The 14733-nt window shown below is 73.4% G+C and carries 15 protein-coding genes, 1 tRNA gene and 1 pseudogene; 5 read left to right on the top strand and 12 right to left on the bottom strand.

The genetic code is table 11. The features are described 5' to 3' along the window. Positions 1–8 precede the first annotated feature (8 nt). The 5 genes from ACWEPX_RS27495 to ACWEPX_RS27475 form a co-directional block, all read right to left on the bottom strand. Positions 9–81: transfer RNA gene (locus tag ACWEPX_RS27495), tRNA-Ala, on the bottom strand. Between the two features lie 58 nt (positions 82–139). Next, complete coding sequence (sepX, locus tag ACWEPX_RS27490; protein ID WP_451900138.1) at positions 140–766, bottom strand: divisome protein SepX/GlpR; 627 nt, start codon at positions 764–766, stop codon at positions 140–142. Between the two features lie 155 nt (positions 767–921). After that, positions 922–1569: a GNAT family N-acetyltransferase gene (locus ACWEPX_RS27485; protein ID WP_451900137.1), complete on the bottom strand. Its 648-nt coding sequence runs from the start codon at positions 1567–1569 to the stop codon at positions 922–924. Further along, the gene (glp, locus tag ACWEPX_RS27480) at positions 1562–2785 is read right to left on the bottom strand and encodes a molybdotransferase-like divisome protein Glp (protein ID WP_451900136.1); all 1224 of its coding nucleotides are present in this window, start codon (positions 2783–2785) and stop codon (positions 1562–1564) included. The genes ACWEPX_RS27485 and glp overlap by 8 nt, the downstream gene beginning before the upstream one ends. Positions 2786–2807: 22 nt before the next feature. Beyond that, positions 2808–3692, bottom strand: coding sequence for a UTP--glucose-1-phosphate uridylyltransferase (locus tag ACWEPX_RS27475; RefSeq protein ID WP_451900135.1), 885 nt, complete (start codon positions 3690–3692; stop codon positions 2808–2810). A 24-nt stretch (positions 3693–3716) separates the two neighbouring features. Between ACWEPX_RS27475 and ACWEPX_RS27470 the strand changes: the two genes are divergently transcribed. Together ACWEPX_RS27470 and ACWEPX_RS27465 are read left to right on the top strand one after the other, a co-directional pair. Further along, positions 3717–4328 (top strand): 5-formyltetrahydrofolate cyclo-ligase, encoded by a 612-nt coding sequence (locus tag ACWEPX_RS27470; RefSeq protein ID WP_451900134.1) that lies wholly within the window; start codon positions 3717–3719, stop codon positions 4326–4328. Positions 4329–4444: 116 nt separating this feature from the next. Further along, a pseudogene (locus ACWEPX_RS27465) lies at positions 4445–4585 on the top strand (FmdB family zinc ribbon protein); the annotation flags it as partial. A gap of 14 nt (positions 4586–4599) precedes the next feature. On the opposite strand, the gene ACWEPX_RS27460 reads toward ACWEPX_RS27465, so the two are convergent. Continuing rightward, the gene (locus ACWEPX_RS27460) at positions 4600–4749 is read right to left on the bottom strand and encodes a hypothetical protein (RefSeq protein ID WP_451900171.1); all 150 of its coding nucleotides are present in this window, start codon (positions 4747–4749) and stop codon (positions 4600–4602) included. Between the two features lie 127 nt (positions 4750–4876). Between ACWEPX_RS27460 and ACWEPX_RS27455 the strand changes: the two genes are divergently transcribed. Together ACWEPX_RS27455 and mscL are read left to right on the top strand one after the other, a co-directional pair. Then, positions 4877–5467 (top strand): SAF domain-containing protein, encoded by a 591-nt coding sequence (locus ACWEPX_RS27455; protein ID WP_451900133.1) that lies wholly within the window; start codon positions 4877–4879, stop codon positions 5465–5467. A gap of 113 nt (positions 5468–5580) precedes the next feature. Beyond that, on the top strand, positions 5581–5985 hold the full coding sequence (mscL, locus tag ACWEPX_RS27450) for a large-conductance mechanosensitive channel protein MscL (RefSeq protein WP_451900132.1): 405 nt from the start codon (positions 5581–5583) through the stop codon (positions 5983–5985). Positions 5986–6727: 742 nt separating this feature from the next. Here mscL and ACWEPX_RS27445 read toward each other — a convergent pair. Next, the gene (locus tag ACWEPX_RS27445) at positions 6728–7228 is read right to left on the bottom strand and encodes a MogA/MoaB family molybdenum cofactor biosynthesis protein (protein ID WP_451900131.1); all 501 of its coding nucleotides are present in this window, start codon (positions 7226–7228) and stop codon (positions 6728–6730) included. Between the two features lie 514 nt (positions 7229–7742). Here ACWEPX_RS27445 and ACWEPX_RS27440 point away from each other — a divergent pair. After that, positions 7743–8405: a TIGR04282 family arsenosugar biosynthesis glycosyltransferase gene (locus tag ACWEPX_RS27440; protein ID WP_451900130.1), complete on the top strand. Its 663-nt coding sequence runs from the start codon at positions 7743–7745 to the stop codon at positions 8403–8405. Between the two features lie 740 nt (positions 8406–9145). Here ACWEPX_RS27440 and ACWEPX_RS27435 read toward each other — a convergent pair. The 5 genes from ACWEPX_RS27435 to ACWEPX_RS27415 all read right to left on the bottom strand — a co-directional run bounded on the left by ACWEPX_RS27435 (position 9146) and on the right by ACWEPX_RS27415 (position 14684). Continuing rightward, the gene (locus ACWEPX_RS27435; RefSeq protein ID WP_451900169.1) at positions 9146–10498 is read right to left on the bottom strand and encodes a S1C family serine protease; all 1353 of its coding nucleotides are present in this window, start codon (positions 10496–10498) and stop codon (positions 9146–9148) included. Between the two features lie 230 nt (positions 10499–10728). Further along, complete coding sequence (gene galT / locus ACWEPX_RS27430) at positions 10729–11766, bottom strand: galactose-1-phosphate uridylyltransferase (protein ID WP_451900129.1); 1038 nt, start codon at positions 11764–11766, stop codon at positions 10729–10731. Beyond that, complete coding sequence (locus ACWEPX_RS27425) at positions 11763–12557, bottom strand: DeoR/GlpR family DNA-binding transcription regulator (RefSeq protein ID WP_451900128.1); 795 nt, start codon at positions 12555–12557, stop codon at positions 11763–11765. Before ACWEPX_RS27425 ends, galT begins: the two co-directional genes overlap by 4 nt. A 40-nt stretch (positions 12558–12597) precedes the next feature. Continuing rightward, complete coding sequence (locus ACWEPX_RS27420; RefSeq protein WP_451900127.1) at positions 12598–13989, bottom strand: ATP-binding protein; 1392 nt, start codon at positions 13987–13989, stop codon at positions 12598–12600. Next, positions 13989–14684 (bottom strand): response regulator transcription factor, encoded by a 696-nt coding sequence (locus ACWEPX_RS27415; RefSeq protein WP_451900126.1) that lies wholly within the window; start codon positions 14682–14684, stop codon positions 13989–13991. Before ACWEPX_RS27415 ends, ACWEPX_RS27420 begins: the two co-directional genes overlap by 1 nt. Positions 14685–14733: the final 49 nt, after the last annotated feature.

Genomic DNA, 14733 nt, shown 5'->3' with positions numbered 1-14733 from the left:
CTCTGGGGTGGAGCTGAGGGGAATCGAACCCCTGACCTTCTCGATGCGAACGAGACGCGCTACCAACTGCGCTACAGCCCCGTGGTGGTGCGCGGAGAGCATAGCAAGGGGCTCCGCGCACCCCCGAAACCGGGGGTCCTCACTCCCCCACCGCCCGCCGGTACGCCAGCTCGCGCGGGTCGCCGAGGTCGTCGAACCAGGGGTCTTCGTCGTCGATGTCGACGGCTACCGCGCCGGGGTGGGTCGGGCGGGCGGCCGGGCGGGTGTACTCCTCGACCGGGCGGGCGTGGTGGCGGCGGGCGGCCTGCATGCGGGCGAGGCGGCGGCGGCGGATCTCGTCCTCGATGCGGACCTGGCGGCGCAGGTAGGACAGGTACGCGACCAGCAGGACGTCGATGGCGCCGTGGACCCACCACAGCCACGGCAGCGCCACGCCCGCGGCCACGGCGGTCGCCACGGCGGCCAGCAGCATGAAGACGACCACGCGCTGGCGGAAGCGGTACTTCGCGCGGGCGGCGCGGGCGGCGGCGTCGGGGTCGTAGCCGCCGCGGCCGGGGCGGTAGCGGCGGGGTTCGATGTCGTCGTCGGGGAGCTCGGCCGGGGGCTCATCGTCGGCGGCCGGGGAGTCGTCGGCAGGGCGGACCACGCGGCCCGCGAGGGTGGACTCGGTGGTGCGGGCGATCTCCTGGCGCTTGCGCACGACCATCGGGACGAGGACGACGAGCCAGGCCACGACGAGCGCGACCACGATCAACGAGCTGGGCATGCCCCGGTACCTCCCCCTGTCCGTTCTCCCACGATGCTCCTGCCTTCGCCACGTTAGTCACAACAGTCACACGTGTGGCGGAGGCGCGCCGCACGTTATCGCCCATTCGGGTGGTCGCGCAGGGACTTTCCCCCGTAACGGTCTTGATCAAACTTTTATGGCGGCGCGGCCCGCCCGGCGGCCACCAGGCGGGCCACCAGGCCGCCCGGGATGTCCTCTGTGGTCAGCGCGAGGCAGCGGTGGTCGCGCCAGTCGCCCGCGACGTCGAGGTAGCGGCGGAACAGCCCTTCCTCGCGGAATCCCAGCTTCCCCAGCACCCGCAGGCTGGCCGCGTTCTCCGGCCGCACGGTCGCCTCCAGCCGGTGCAGGCCCGCCCCCGCGAAGCAGTGGTCGACCACCATCGCCACGGCCGCCGTGGCGACCCCGCCGCCCGCGGCGTGCGTGCCGACCCAGTAACCCACCCACCCCGAGCACAGCGCCCCCCGGACGATCCCGCCCACCGTGATCTGCCCGGCCACGCGGCCGTCCAACGTGATCACCAGCGGGATGGACGCGCCCCGCCGCGCCAGCCCGCGCAGCGTCCCCCACTGCGCCAGCCAGGCCAGCGCCGAATTGCGGTCCTCCCAGCTGCCCGGCGCGACCGGCTCCCACTCCTCCAGGTACCGGCGGTCGCGCAGCCGGATCCGGCTCCACGCGCCGCCGTCGGAGAGCCGGGGCGGCCGCAGCTCCACCACGCCCGCGGGCACCCGCAGCGGGCCGAGCCGGGCAGGCCACCCGGGATGGCGGCTCCCCGGGTCAGCCACGCTGGGCGAGGAAGCTGACCTGGACCCGCTCACCCGCGGCGACCTCCGTGGTGTCCTCGTCGACCAGGATCAGGCAGTTGGCCTCGGCCAGCGACGCCAGCAGGTGCGCGCCGGAGAGCCCGAGCGGCTGGACCAGGTACTCCCCGGTGGACTCCTCGCGCAGCAGCTGCCCGCGCAGGAAGCCGCGCCGGGCCTTGGTCGAGGTGATCGGGGACAGCAGCGACGCCGACACCACCCGCCGGTGCGGGTTGCGCTTGCCCTGCGCGGCGCGGATGAGCGGGCGCACCACGACCTCGAAGACCACCAGCGCGCTCATCGGGTTGCCGGGCAGCAGGAACGTCGGCACCGCGTCCGGCCCGAGCCTGCCGAAGCCCTGCACCGAGCCCGGATGCATGGCGACCCTGGTCATGTCGATCTCGCCGAGGTCGACCAGCGCCGCGCGCACCTCGTCGGCCAGGTCGCCGCCGACGCCGCCCGCGATGACCACGACCTCGGAGAGCAGCAGCCTGCTCTCCACGACCTCGCGCAGCTTGCGCGGCTCGGCGGGGACGATGCCCACCCGCACGACCTCGGCGCCCGCGTCGCGGGCCGCGGCGGCCAGCGCGTAGGAGTTGACGTCGTAGACCTGGCCTTCGCCGGGCGCGCGGTCGATGTCGACCAGCTCGTCGCCGACGGCGATGATCGAGACCCGCGGCCGCGGGTAGACCAGCACCTTCGCCCTGCCGACCGCGGCGAGCAGGCCGACCTGGGCGCTGCCGATCACGGTGCCGCGGCGCACGGCGACGTCGCCGGTCTGCACGTCCTCGCCTGCCCGGCGGACGAACCCGGCCGACGGCACCGGCTGGTGCACCGTCACCCGGGCGTGGTGGCCGTCGGTGTAGCCGGTGGGCAGCACGGCGTCGGCGAGGGTGGGCAGCGGCGCGCCGGTCGAGATGCGCACCGCCTGCCCCGGCTGCAACCGGCGCGGCTGGCGCGAGCCCGCCGCGATCTCACCGACCACCGGCAGCACCACCGGCTCCTCCGCGGCGGACTGGGTGTCGACGCTGCGCACGGCGTAGCCGTCCACCGCGGCCTGGTCGAAGCCGGGCAGCGCGCGCTCGGCGACGACCTCCTCGGCGCAGAGCAGCCCCTGCGCCTCGGAGATGGCCACCCGGACGGGCGCAGGCCGCACCGCGGCGGCGAGCGCGCGCTCGACTTGCTCGTCGACAGACCTCATCCGCACTCCCTGGACCCCCTGGTCACGCCAGCCGTCGGGTCAGCCACGCGCGCAGGTCGTCCCCATAGTCCGGATGGTCGAGCGCGAAGTCCACGGCGGCACGCAGGAACCCGCCCGGATTCCCCAGGTCATGCCTGCCGCCGCGGTGCACGACCACGTGCACGGGGTGCCCCTCGGCGATCAGCAGCGCGATCGCGTCGGTCAGCTGCAGCTCGCCGCCCGCGCCCGGGGTGATCCGCTTGAGCGCGTCGAAGACCGCCCGGTCGAGCAGGTAGCGCCCGGCCGCGGCGAAGGTGGACGGCGCCTGGTCGGCGGGCGGCTTCTCCACCATGCCCTTGACCTTGAGGACGTCGTCGTCGCCGGTGGGGTCGACGTCGAAGACGCCGTAGGCGCTGATCTGGTCCTTGGGGATGTCGAAGGCGCACAGGACGGTGCCGCCCTCGCGCTGGCGCACCTCCGCCATGCGCGACAGGACGCCGGTGGGGAGCACGAGATCGTCGGGGAGCAGGACGGCCACGGCATCGTCGTCGTCGCGCAGGTTGGGCTCCGCGCAGCCCACCGCGTGGCCGAGGCCGAGCGCCTGCTCCTGCAGCGCCGTCTCGACGTCCAGCAGCGCGGGGGCGCGGCGGACCTTGGCCAGCAGGTCGGTTTTGCCGCGCTCCTCGAGCGTGCGTTCCAGCTCCGGCTGCGGCTTGAAGTAGTCGGCGACGGCTTCTTTGCCCCGGGAAGTCACGATGACCAGCCGCTTCGCGCCGGCCTCCGCCGCTTCGCGGGCGACGTGCTCGATGCCGGGTGTGTCCACGACCGGCAGCAGCTCCTTGGGAACCGCCTTCGTCGTGGGGAGGAACCGGGTGCCCAGACCCGCCGCGGGCACGATGGCGGTGGTGAAGGCGCTCGACGAGTTCATGGACAGTGAGCCTAACCTCGTGGGGTGGCCGGCTCTGGACGTGATCTCGACGCGACGCGGGCGTGGACGAAGGACCAGTGGCGCAGGGCGCTGCTCAGCGAGCGGCGCCGGGTGCCAGCCAGCGCGCGCTTCGCCGAGGCGATCAAGCTGACCGGCAGGCTCACCGAGGGCCGGGTGGTGCGGCGCGGGGACACGTTGTGCGGGTACGTGCCGGTGGGGTCGGAGCCGGGGTCGTGGCAGATGCTCGACGAGGTGGCCGACCGGGGGGTGCGGATCCTGCTGCCGATAGTCGCGGGGACGCAGCCGCTGGACTGGGCCTGGTACGACGGCCGGGAATCGCTGCGGCCGGGGCCGTTCGGGCTGCTTCAGCCGATCGGGGAACGGCTGGGGGCCGCCGCGCTGCGCATCGCCGACGCCGTGCTGGTGCCCGCGCTGGCCGTCGACCGGACCGGCGTGCGGCTGGGGCGGGGCGCGGGGCACTACGACCGCTCGCTCGCGCTGGCCGCGCCGGGGACGCCGCTGATCGCCGTTGTGCGCGACCAGGAGGTGTTCGACCGGCTGCCCGCCGAGCCGCACGACATCCGGATGACGGCCGTGCTGACCCCGGAGAAGGGGCTGCGGGCGCTGGGGGCATGACGCAGGTCACCTTCGGCGGCTTGCGCTGCTGTTTGCGCTCACGGCCGGGGTTGGCGCAGAATTGATTGGCACTCTGACTGGTCGAGTGCCAGAACTGACGGAGAGGAACCGCGGTCGTGCCCACGTATCAGTACGCCTGTACGGACTGCGACCACCGTTTCGAGGCGGTCCAGAAGTTCACCGACGCCTCGCTGACCGAGTGCCCGGAGTGCACCGGGAAGCTGCGCAAGCTCTACGGGTCGGTCGGCGTGGTGTTCAAGGGCAGTGGCTTCTACCGCAACGACAGTCGGTCGGGGTCGAAGAGCGCGTCGTCCACGTCGTCTTCGGAGTCGTCGTCCACGTCGTCCACGTCGTCCACGTCTTCGTCCTCGGAGTCCAAGCCCGCGGCGAAGTCGGAGTCCTCGTCGACGTCGACCGCCACGGCCGCCAAGGCGTCCTGACCTGGGCTTTCCCCAGTTGTCCACAGGCGTCGGGTGACCCCTGGCGCTAGCGGAGGCAGCGCTCCTAATCTCGGAAGTGTCCGACTTCCGACGACCCAGGAGCTCCCGATGCCCCACGCCCTCCTCGACCGCCTGACCCGTTCGCTCAGCCTGCGCCGCGCTGCCGCGGGCGGCCTCGTGCTGCTGGCCGCCGGGCTGGCGTTCACGCCTACGGCGCGGGACGGGACCAGACCGGTGCTCGTCGCCGTCCGCGACCTGCCCGCGGGCGTGGTGCTGACCGGCGCCGACGTCCGGCCGGTGCGGGTGCCGCCGGACCTGGTCCCGCAGGCCGCGCTGTCCGATCCGTCCGATGTGGAGTCGGCGGTCCTGGTCTCGGCCGCGGGTGCGGGCGAACCGCTCACCCGGACCCGGCTGCTCGGGCCCGAGCACGTCCGCCTCGCGGCGGGGCCGGGGCACGACGCGGTGCCGCTGCGGCTGGCCGACCCCGGGGTGGCCCGGCTGCTGCGCGCGGGTGACCGGGTGGACGTCGTCGCCGCCGAGCCGCACGCGGTGGTGGCGCGCGACGGGGTGGTGCTCGCCGTGCACGGCGGGGATTCGGCACGGGACGGGCCGGTGGTGCTGCTCGCCCTTCCGGGGGATTCGGCGACACGGGTGGCCGCCGTAGCTTTGGCGCGCCCGGTGGGCGTTACCCTGCGCTAGCGGTTGATCGCTCTGCCGAGCGGCCGCCGCTGGCCGGGCCCGCCCCTTCGGGCCGCCGACAACCCCACCCCTGGACGGTCCACCCCGCCGTCCCCTGCGAACGGAGCTTTCCGGTGTTGAAGGGCTTCAAGGACTTCCTGATGCGCGGCAATGTCGTCGACCTCGCGGTCGCCGTCATCATCGGCGCGGCGTTCACCACGATCGTCACCGCGTTCACCGACGGCCTCATCAAGCCGCTGATCAACGCGATCGGCGGCAGCGACGCCGCCCAGGGCCTGGGCATCCGCATCCTGCCCGACAACCCGTCGACGTTCCTGGACTTCGGGTCGGTGATCAACGCCGTCATCAACTTCCTGATCGTCGGCGCGGTCATCTACTTCGTCATCGTCCTGCCCATCAAGACGATCCAGGACCGCCGCAAGCGCGGCGCGGAAGCGGGACCCGCCGAGCCCACCGACGTCGAACTCCTCACCGAGATCCGCGACCTGCTCCGCCAGCAGTCCCAGTCCCCCAAGTGACACGATTGACCCCATGACCCAGCCCGACCCGCCAAACCCCCAGCTCGGGCACCCCACCGCCCCACCCGCCCACCGGACCAGCCCAACTCACCCCACCCCATCCAGTCCCCCACCCCACGGAACCAAGCCCGGCCGAGCCGCCAGCACCACCGACTCGGCTCCAGTCGAGCCCTCCACCCACTCCGCTCCCTCTGCCGCCCCCAACACCCCCGCGCGACCCGCGGAAGGCGACCAGCAGACCCACGGCGCCTCCACTCACTCCCGTGGAGAACCCGCCCTGGCCGACGACCAGGGCGACCAGGGCACGGCCGGAGGCAGCGCGCCCGAGAGCAGCACGGCCGAGGGCAGCCCGCCCGAGGACGGCACGCCCGAGAGCAGCACGCCCGAGGACGGCACGGCTGGCGGCAGGACGCCCGAGGGTGGCGCCGCTGGTGGCGGGACGCCCGAGGATGGCGCGGCCGCGGGCAGCACGCCAGAGGGCGGCGGGGCTGGAGGCGGGACGGCTGGGGGTGACCGGGAGCAGGCTGAGCGCGAGCGGGCCGGGTGCGGTCCTGGGCGGGCCGGTCGTGGGCGCGAGCGGGACCGTGGGGGGCGGGGTGAGGCGGAGAAGCGGGCTCGGCTCGATCGGGTGTTCGGGGATGTCCTGCCGGACACCACCCGGGATGAGCGGGGGGATTGGGCGGATGAGCGGCGCGGGGACGATTGGTACCTGCGCAATCGTCCCCCGCACCACGGTGGTTGATCAGCTCGCGTAGAGGTCCGACAGCTCGCCGATCACGTACGGGACCAGGGTCGACAGGGTGGCCATCCCGTCGCGCACGGCGCTGCGGGAGCCCGCCAGGTTGACCACCAGGGTGCTGCCGGAGATGCCGACCAGGCCGCGGGAGATGCCCGCGTCCACGGCGCCTGCGGCCAGGCCGGAGGAGCGCAGGGCCTCGGCGATGCCGGGGATGGGCCGGTCGAGCACGCCCTGGGTGGCGTCCGGGGTGACGTCGCGCGGGGAGACGCCGGTGCCGCCCACGGTGATGACCAGGTCGGCGCCGCCGATGACGGCGGTGTTGAGTGCGTTGCGGATGGCGGCGGTCTCGCCCGCGACGGGCACGACGCCGTCGACGATGAAGCCTGCTTCTTCCAGCAGCTCGGTGACCAGCGGCCCGACGGAGTCGTCCTGCTCCCCGTGCGCCAACCGGTCATCCACGATGACGATGAGGGCCCTGCCCAGCTGCTGCGCGCTGCGTTCCATACCGGCAACCGTAGTAGGCCGAGCCCCACCAAGCCCCCGCGAGTGATCCGTGTCGTGCCGGAAGCAGCTCCCACCCTTCGCCGAACGCAGCTCGCACCAAGAGGTGCCCTCACCCAGGCCCACTTAACGTCATAGACACGCGCGTCAACCCCCGCGCTGCGGGCAACCCTCAATCAGGAAGGAGGCGCCCGATGACCCACCCGACCCTGACCGTTCCCCTGGCGGGCGCTACCCCGTCGAAGGAGCCCGCAACGGCCAAGAGAACCGGCTGCAAGCGCCTGCGGCATGGCCGACCGCTGAGCCGGGGGCAACGGCTGCCGAGTGAGCGACCGGCCCGGAGTGGGTTGCGGGTGCGGACCGGGCAGTCAGCGCGGGCTCAGTGGTGGGGTGTGGGTGAGCAGACGTTGCGGAGTGGGCGGCGGATATGGAGTGAGCAGACGCTGCGGAGTGGGCGGCGGGTGTGGGGTGAGCGGGCGGTGCGGAGTGGGCGGCGGGGTGGGAGGGGTGGGGTGGGATGAGCACTGTGCTGGTGATGGCTGAGGCTCCCGTTGCCGGGGTGGTCAGGACGGGGCTGTGTCCGCCTGCTTCGCCGGGGGAGGCGGCGGATTTGGCTGCGGCTGCGCTGCTGGACACCCTCGCCGCCGCGCGGGAGACGGCTGGGGTTCGGGTGGTGGTGGCGATGGCGGGGGATGTGCGGGGCTGCGCGCGGGCTGATGAGGTGGCGGAGGCGTTGGCGGGGTGCGTTGTGATTGCGCAGCGGGGGTTGGGGGTGGCGGCGCGGGTGGTCAATGCGCACGCGGATGTGGCGGGGCGGTATCCCGGGGAGTCGGTGGTGCAGATCGGGGTGGGTACGCCGCAGATTAGTCCTGGGTTGTTGCGTGGGGCGATGGCGGAGTTGGAGCGGGCGGATGCTGTGGTGGGGTTGGCGCTTGGGGGTGGGTGGTGGGCGTTGGGGTTGCGCGATCCGCGGTGGGCGGCTGTTGTGCGGGGTGCGCTGGGGTCGGGGGCGAATGCGGGGGTGATGGCGCGGCGGGCGTTGGTGAGGGCGGGGCGGCGGGTGGTTGATTTGCCTCGGTTGTCCGATGTGGACACGATCGCGGATGTCGATGTGGTGGCGGCGGCTGCGCCTGCCACGCGCTTCGCGGAGGCGGCGCTGTTGCTGCGGGCGAGGCTCTGACGGCTGGCGAAGCGGGTCAGGGTCGGAAGGGCCGAGTGCTGCGGCAGCCAGGCGCGGAGGCTGTTGCGCGAGAGGCTCGGTTGCTGCTGCGGGGCTGGGTTCGCAGGCCGAGGCGAGGCATGGCTGGGAGGGGGCAACCGTGGTGGCGGGAAGGGGCAACCGCGGCGGGTGGGAAAGAGGCGGCCACGGCGAGCGGAAAGGGCAACCGCGACGAGTGGGAAGGGTAACCGCGGTGCGTGGGAAAGAGGGCGGCCGCGACGAGTGGGAAAGAGGCGGGCGCAGTGAGTGGGAGGGGTACACCGCGGTGAGGTGGGTCGGAGCTGGTGGCCGTGTGCAGCGCGCAGGAAAGGGCAACCGCGGCGGGCGGGAAAGGCGGCCACGGCGGGTGGGATGGGGTAGTCGCGGTGCACAGGAAAGGGCAACTGCGGTGGGCGGGAAGAGGCGGCCACGGTGGGCGGGAAGAGGCGACCGCGGCGGGCGGAAAGAGGCGACCGCGGCGGGCGGAAAGGCGGTCACGGCGGGCTGGAGGGGGTAACCGCGGTGCGCAGGAAAGGGCAACCGCGGCGGGCGGAAGAGGCGGCCGCGGTCGGTGGAAAGGGGCGACCGCGGTGGGCGGGAAGGGGCGACCGCGGTGGGCGGAAAGGGGCGGCCGCGGTGGGTGGGAGGGGATCCACCGCACCGCGGCCGTTGTTGGACTCCCGGTTGGAAGCCGCCGGCTCGGGGGCAAACGAGCCGGAGATTCAGTTGACCTCTACGGGTTGGCCGCCGAGGGTGGCCTCGACCGTGCGGTCGCCGGTGCCGATGACCAGGGTGACCTTGTCGCCGGGGGCGTGGGCTCGGACGGCGGCCACCAGGGCGTCGGCGCCGTCGATGCGGCGTTCGTTGAGGCGGGTGATGACGTCGCCGGAGCGCAGGCCCGCCTTGTCGCCGCCGCCGCCGGGGACCACCTCGTTGACCATCGCGCCGATGCCGTCGGGGTTGTCGCGGACGGTCACGCCCAGGACGGTCTGGGTGGCCTTGCCGGTGTCGACGATCTGGTCGGCGGTGCGGCGGGCCTGGTTGATCGGGATGGCGAAGCCGATGCCGACCGAACCCGCCTCGCGGCTGCCCGCGCCGGGGCTGTAGATCGCGGAGTTGATGCCGATGACCTGGCCCTGCATGTTGACCAGCGGGCCGCCGGAGTTGCCCGGGTTGATGGCCGCGTCGGTCTGGATGGCGTCCAGGACGGTGGCCTGGCTGCCGTCCTCGCCGCCTGCCCTGGTCGGGCGCTGCAGGGCGCTGATGATCCCGGAGGTCACCGTCCCCGCCAGCTCGAACGGCGAGCCGACCGCGACCACGGCCTGGCCGACCCGCAGGTCGTCGGAGCGGCCCAGCTCGGCCACGGGCAGGTCCTTGATGCCCTGCGCCTTGACCACCGCGACGTCGGATGTCGGGTCGCGGCCGACGATCGTGGCGCGGGCGGTGCGGCCGTCCTGGAAGACGGCGGTGATCCCGCCGCCCTTCCCCGCGGCCTCGACGACGTGGTTGTTGGTGACGATGAGCCCGTCGGCGCTGATCACGAAGCCGGACCCCTCGCCAGCCCCGGACCGGCCCCGCACCTGCAGCTGCACGACCGTGGGCAGCACCTTGTCCGCGACGGCCTCCACCGACCCCGCGGGCGCGGGCGTGCTGGCCTGCTTGGCGGGCGGCGGCACGTTGAGCGCGTTGTTCCCCGACATCCCCGACTGGCTCTCGGCGACCAGGTAGCCCCCTGCGGCACCCGCTCCACCGCCGACCAGCAGGGCCAGCACGGTCACCCCCGCGACGAAGGCCCCCGACCGCTTCTTCTGCGGCTGCGGCTGGTGGAATCCGGAATAGTGCGCGTGCACCCCGAACGGCACCTGGTGCTGGCCGGTGTCCGCGTACCCGGGCCGGGCCCACTCGCTGCGCCCGGCCTCCCAACCACCGCGCTGCCACCCGCTGTGCCCCGGCGCGGCCGCCGGACGCTCCCACCCCGTCTGGGGTTCCGGCGCGCCACCGGGAACCGGACCGCCGGACTGCGCGCCCCGCTCGGCGGCGGGCTGCTCGTCGGGGACTTCCGGCGGGGTGGGCATGGCGGTACCCCCTGCGTCCTGCTGCGCGGTGACGGGCGCGGCTTCCGGGTGGCCGGGGCCCTGCTCCCCGACCACCCGGTCGCCGGATGTCGGCTGCCCGGGGCCCTGCTCCCCTGGCGAACCGTGGCTTGTCTCCGGGGTGTTCCCCGGGTTCTGGCGGTCAAAACCCGTCATGGCTCCAGCGTGAACGCGCTCACTGAGAAGGACCTGAGATGGGGCTGTGGGAGCGCCTAGAACCCGTAGCGCGGCCGCGTCGAGAGCAGGCGCTCGGCCAGATCCTCCGGCCGGACGTCGTTGACCCACACGCCCATCCCCGACTCCGAACCCGCCAGGTACTTCAGCTTGTCGGCGGTGCGCAGGATCGAGAACACCTGAAGGTGCAGCCACCCCAGGTCCCGGCCCTCGCGCACCGGGGCCTGGTGCCACGCGGCGATGTAGGGCAGCTCCCGGTCGTACAGGCCGTCCAGCCGCCCCAGGACGCGCAGGTACAGCTCGGCGAAGTCCGCGCGCTCGGCCGCGGTCAGCGCCGGGATGTCCGGGACCTGCCGGTGCGGCACCAGGTGCACCTCGACCGGCCACCGCGCCGCCTCGGGCACGAACGCCGTCCAGTGCGCCGATTCCGCGACCACCCGGGGACCGGCGCGCTCGGCCGCGAGCACGTCGCCCATCAGCGGACGCCCGTGCTCGGCGAGGTAGTCCGCCGCCGTCGCCAGCATCCGCTCGGTCCGCGGGGTGACGAACGGGTAGGCGTAGATCTGCCCGTGCGGGTGGGCCAGCGTCACGCCGATCTCGTCGCCGCGGTTCTCGAACGGGTACACCTGCGCCACGTCGGGCAGGGCGCTCAGCGCCTCGGTGCGCTCCGCCCACACGTCCACCACCATCCCCACGCGCTCCAGCGACAGCTCGCCGAAGGAGGTGGTGTGGTCGGCGGTGAAGCACACGACCTCGCAGCGCCCGAGCCCGCCCGCGAACGAGGGGAAGCGGTTCTCGAACACCACCACGTCGTAGTCCGGCTCGGGCACCTCGGTCGGGCGCCCCGGCGCGGACGGGCACAGTGGACACAGCCCCGGCGGCGGCTTGTACGTGCGGGTCTGGCGGTGGGCGGCCAGCGCGACCCGCTCCCCCGTCAGCGGATCGCGCCGCAGGTCGGAGACGATGTCGTGGGGCGGCAGGTCGCGGGTGTCGACGGCGGTGCGCGGCGGGGCGCCGGGGCCGTCGTAGTAGTGGATCTCCCGGCCGTCGGCGAGGTGGCGCAGCGTGTGCCTCATTCGGCGGCCCGGGCGTTCTCCGGGACGTCGGCGACGATCAGCTCGCCGACCCGGTCGGCCAGCACCGCGGCGGCGTCCGCGGTGATGCCCTCGTCGGTCACCAGCACGTCGGCCTCGTCGAGGGCCGCGATGGTCGAGATGCCGACGACGCCCCACTTGGTGTGGTCGGCCAGCACGACCAGCCTGCTGCCCGCCTCGACCAGGGCGCGGTCGGTCTCGCTCTCGTTGAGGTTGGGGGTGGTGAAGCCGGGCCCCTCGGCCATCCCGTGCACGCCGAGGAAGACCACGTCCAGGTGCAGGGAGCGCAGCGACTGCACGGCGACCGGCCCCACCAGCGCGTCCGACGGGGTGCGGATGCCGCCGGTCAGCACCACCGTCCTATCCGGACGGCCGGTGCGCAGCACGTCCGCCACCCGGATGGAGTTGGTCACCACGGTGATGCCCGGCACGTCGGCGAGGTGGCGGGCGAAGGTCCACGTCGTGGTGCCCGCGGAGATGCCGATGGCCGTGCCCGGGCGGATCAGCGAGGCCGCGCGCGCCGAGATGGCGTCCTTCTCGGCCAGCGCCCGCACCGACTTGGCCTCGAACCCGGGCTCGTCGGTGCTGCGGCCGACCACCGAGGTGGCCCCGCCGTAGACCTTCTCCACCAGGCCGCGCTTGGCCAGCACGTCGAGATCGCGCCGGATGGTCATGTCCGAGACGCCGAGCCGGGCCACGAGGGCGTGCACCTGGACGGCTCCGCTGCGGCGGACCTCGTCCAGGATCACCTCCTGGCGCTGGCGGGCAAGCACAACACAATCGTACACAGTCGAACGTGTTGTTCTGTTGTTATTACCCCGGGTGACCGGGTAGTCGCATCGCCATCAGCGCCCCGCCGTCGACCGAGCGGCCCGCGTAGACCGAGCCGCCGTGGCGCTGCGCCGCCTGCTTGACGATCGCCAGGCCCAGGCCCGAGCCGGGCAGGGTGCGCGCCTCCTCCGAGCGGTAGAACCGCTCGAACACGTGCGGCAGGTCGGCGTCGCTGATGCCCGGCCCCTGGTCGGCGACCTGCAGGAACGCATACCCCGTGCCCGCGTCGTCCAGCGTCACCCGCACGGTCCCGCCGGGCGGGCTGAACTTCACGGCGTTGTCCAGCAGGTTGAGCACCGCGCGCTCCAGCGTCGCGGCGTGGCCGATGAGGTGCCACGGCCGCAGGTTGACCTCGAAGCGCACGTCCCCGGCCCGGCGCCGGGCCCGGTCCAGGGCCTGTTCGACCACTTCGGTCAGCTCGACGTGCTCGTGCACGTCGGCCGCGGCGTCGGTGCGGGCCAGCTCCACCAGGTCGCCGATGAGCTGGGTCAGCTCGTCGAGCTGGGCGCGCAGGTCGTCCTGGATCTCGGCCCGGTCGGTGGGCGACAGCGTCGGCGCGCCGGGCTTCTCCGAGGCCAGCAGCAGCTCCAGGTTGGTGCGCAGCGAGGTCAGCGGGGTGCGCAGCTCGTGCCCGGCGTCGGCGACCAGGCGGCGCTGCCGCTCCTGGGCCTCGGCGACCGCGCCCAGCATGGTGTTGAAGCTGTGGGTGAGCCGGGCCAGCTCGTCGTCGCCCGCGACCGGGATCGGCCGGAGATCACCCGTGTAGGTGACGTGCTCGGTGGCGGCGGTGAGCCGCTGGATGGGCCGCAGGCTGCCGCCCGCGACGGCGAGCCCGGCCAGCGCGGCGACGATGATCCCCCCGCCGCCAATCACGATCAGCACCACAGACAGCTTGGCCAGGGTCGCCTTGGTGGACTCCAGCGACTGGGAGAGCACCAGCGCGGTCTTGTTGAGGTAGGTGTACTGCACCGCGTACACCCGGCTGTCGGTGCGCTGGTCGGTGCGGACGTTGCTGGGCAGCACGCCCTGGGCGACCTTCAGCTCCTCGGCGCTGATCGGCGGGCGGGCCACCGGCCGGTCGATGGAGATGGCCGACTCGCCGCTGGCGTCGATCACGTCGAACTTGACGTCGGAGAGCTCCAGGAACAGCACCGGGATCTCGGTGCGGCCCTCGGTGATCACCCGGGTGTTGTCCAGCAGCGCGTTGGCCCGCTCGACGAGGTTGTCGTCCACCTGCTGGTGGAGCCCCTGGTAGACGGTGATGTAGGCGCCGAGGGACACCAGCGCGACCGCCCCGCCCACGCACAGGGCCGCCAGCAGGCTGATCCGGGACCGCATCGTCACGCGCTGGCGGGCGCGAACCGGCGGGGTCATCAGGGCGGGGTCTCCCGCAGGACGTAGCCGACCCCGCGCACGGTGTGGATCAGCCGGGGCTCGCCGTCGGCCTCGGTCTTGCGGCGCAGGTAGCCGATGTAGACCTCCAGCGCGTTGCCCGAGGTCGGGAAGTCGTAGCCCCAGACCTCCTCCAGGATGCGGCTGCGGGTGAGCACCTGCTTGGGGTGGCTGAGCAGCAGCTCCAGCAGCGCGAACTCGGTGCGGGTGAGGCTGATCTGCCGGTCGCCGCGCACGACCTCGCGGGTGCCGGGGTCCATCCGCAGGTCGGCGAAGCTCAACCCGCCCTCGGCCTGCCTGCCCGGCTCCGGGCTGGCCCGCCGCAGCAGCGCGCGCAGCCGGGCCAGCAGCTCCTCCAGGGCGAAGGGCTTGGGCAGGTAGTCGTCGGCGCCGGCGTCCAGCCCGGCCACCCGGTCGGAGACCAGGTCGCGGGCGGTGAGCACGAGGATCGGCAGGTCGTCGCCGACGCCGCGCAGCCGCCTGCACACCTCCAGGCCGTCGAGGCGCGGCATCATGACGTCGAGGACCATCGCGTCTGGCCTGCTGCCCGCGTCCATCACCATCTCCAGGGCCGCCTGGCCGTCCCCGGCCAGGTCGACCTGGTAGCCGTTGAACTGCAGCGACCGACGCAACGAGTCGCGCACGGCCCGATCGTCGTCGACCACGAGAATGCGCATGGCGCCAGTGTTCCCCCTGCTGCTGAGACGTGCCTGAGAGGCTCGACCG

The sequence above is a fragment of the Actinokineospora sp. NPDC004072 genome, assembly GCF_053604195.1.
Note: the sequence above shows the minus strand (reverse complement) of the source record. Positions and strands in the feature narration are given on the sequence as shown.

What these genes read in the sequence shown, in the direction of transcription:
- galT (WP_451900129.1), bottom strand. Translation starts at nt 11,766, where the DNA reads ATGAGGCACACGCTGCGCCACCTCGCCGACGGCCGGGAGATCCACTAC.
- ACWEPX_RS27415 (WP_451900126.1), bottom strand. Translation starts at nt 14,684, where the DNA reads ATGCGCATTCTCGTGGTCGACGACGATCGGGCCGTGCGCGACTCGTTG.
- glp (WP_451900136.1), bottom strand. Translation starts at nt 2,785, where the DNA reads ATGAGGTCTGTCGACGAGCAAGTCGAGCGCGCGCTCGCCGCCGCGGTG.
- sepX (WP_451900138.1), bottom strand. Translation starts at nt 766, where the DNA reads ATGCCCAGCTCGTTGATCGTGGTCGCGCTCGTCGTGGCCTGGCTCGTC.
- ACWEPX_RS27435 (WP_451900169.1), bottom strand. Translation starts at nt 10,498, where the DNA reads ATGCCCACCCCGCCGGAAGTCCCCGACGAGCAGCCCGCCGCCGAGCGG.
- ACWEPX_RS27445 (WP_451900131.1), bottom strand. Translation starts at nt 7,228, where the DNA reads ATGGAACGCAGCGCGCAGCAGCTGGGCAGGGCCCTCATCGTCATCGTG.
- ACWEPX_RS27455 (WP_451900133.1), top strand. Translation starts at nt 4,877, where the DNA reads ATGCCCCACGCCCTCCTCGACCGCCTGACCCGTTCGCTCAGCCTGCGC.
- ACWEPX_RS27440 (WP_451900130.1), top strand. Translation starts at nt 7,743, where the DNA reads ATGAGCACTGTGCTGGTGATGGCTGAGGCTCCCGTTGCCGGGGTGGTC.
- ACWEPX_RS27475 (WP_451900135.1), bottom strand. Translation starts at nt 3,692, where the DNA reads ATGAACTCGTCGAGCGCCTTCACCACCGCCATCGTGCCCGCGGCGGGT.
- ACWEPX_RS27420 (WP_451900127.1), bottom strand. Translation starts at nt 13,989, where the DNA reads ATGACCCCGCCGGTTCGCGCCCGCCAGCGCGTGACGATGCGGTCCCGG.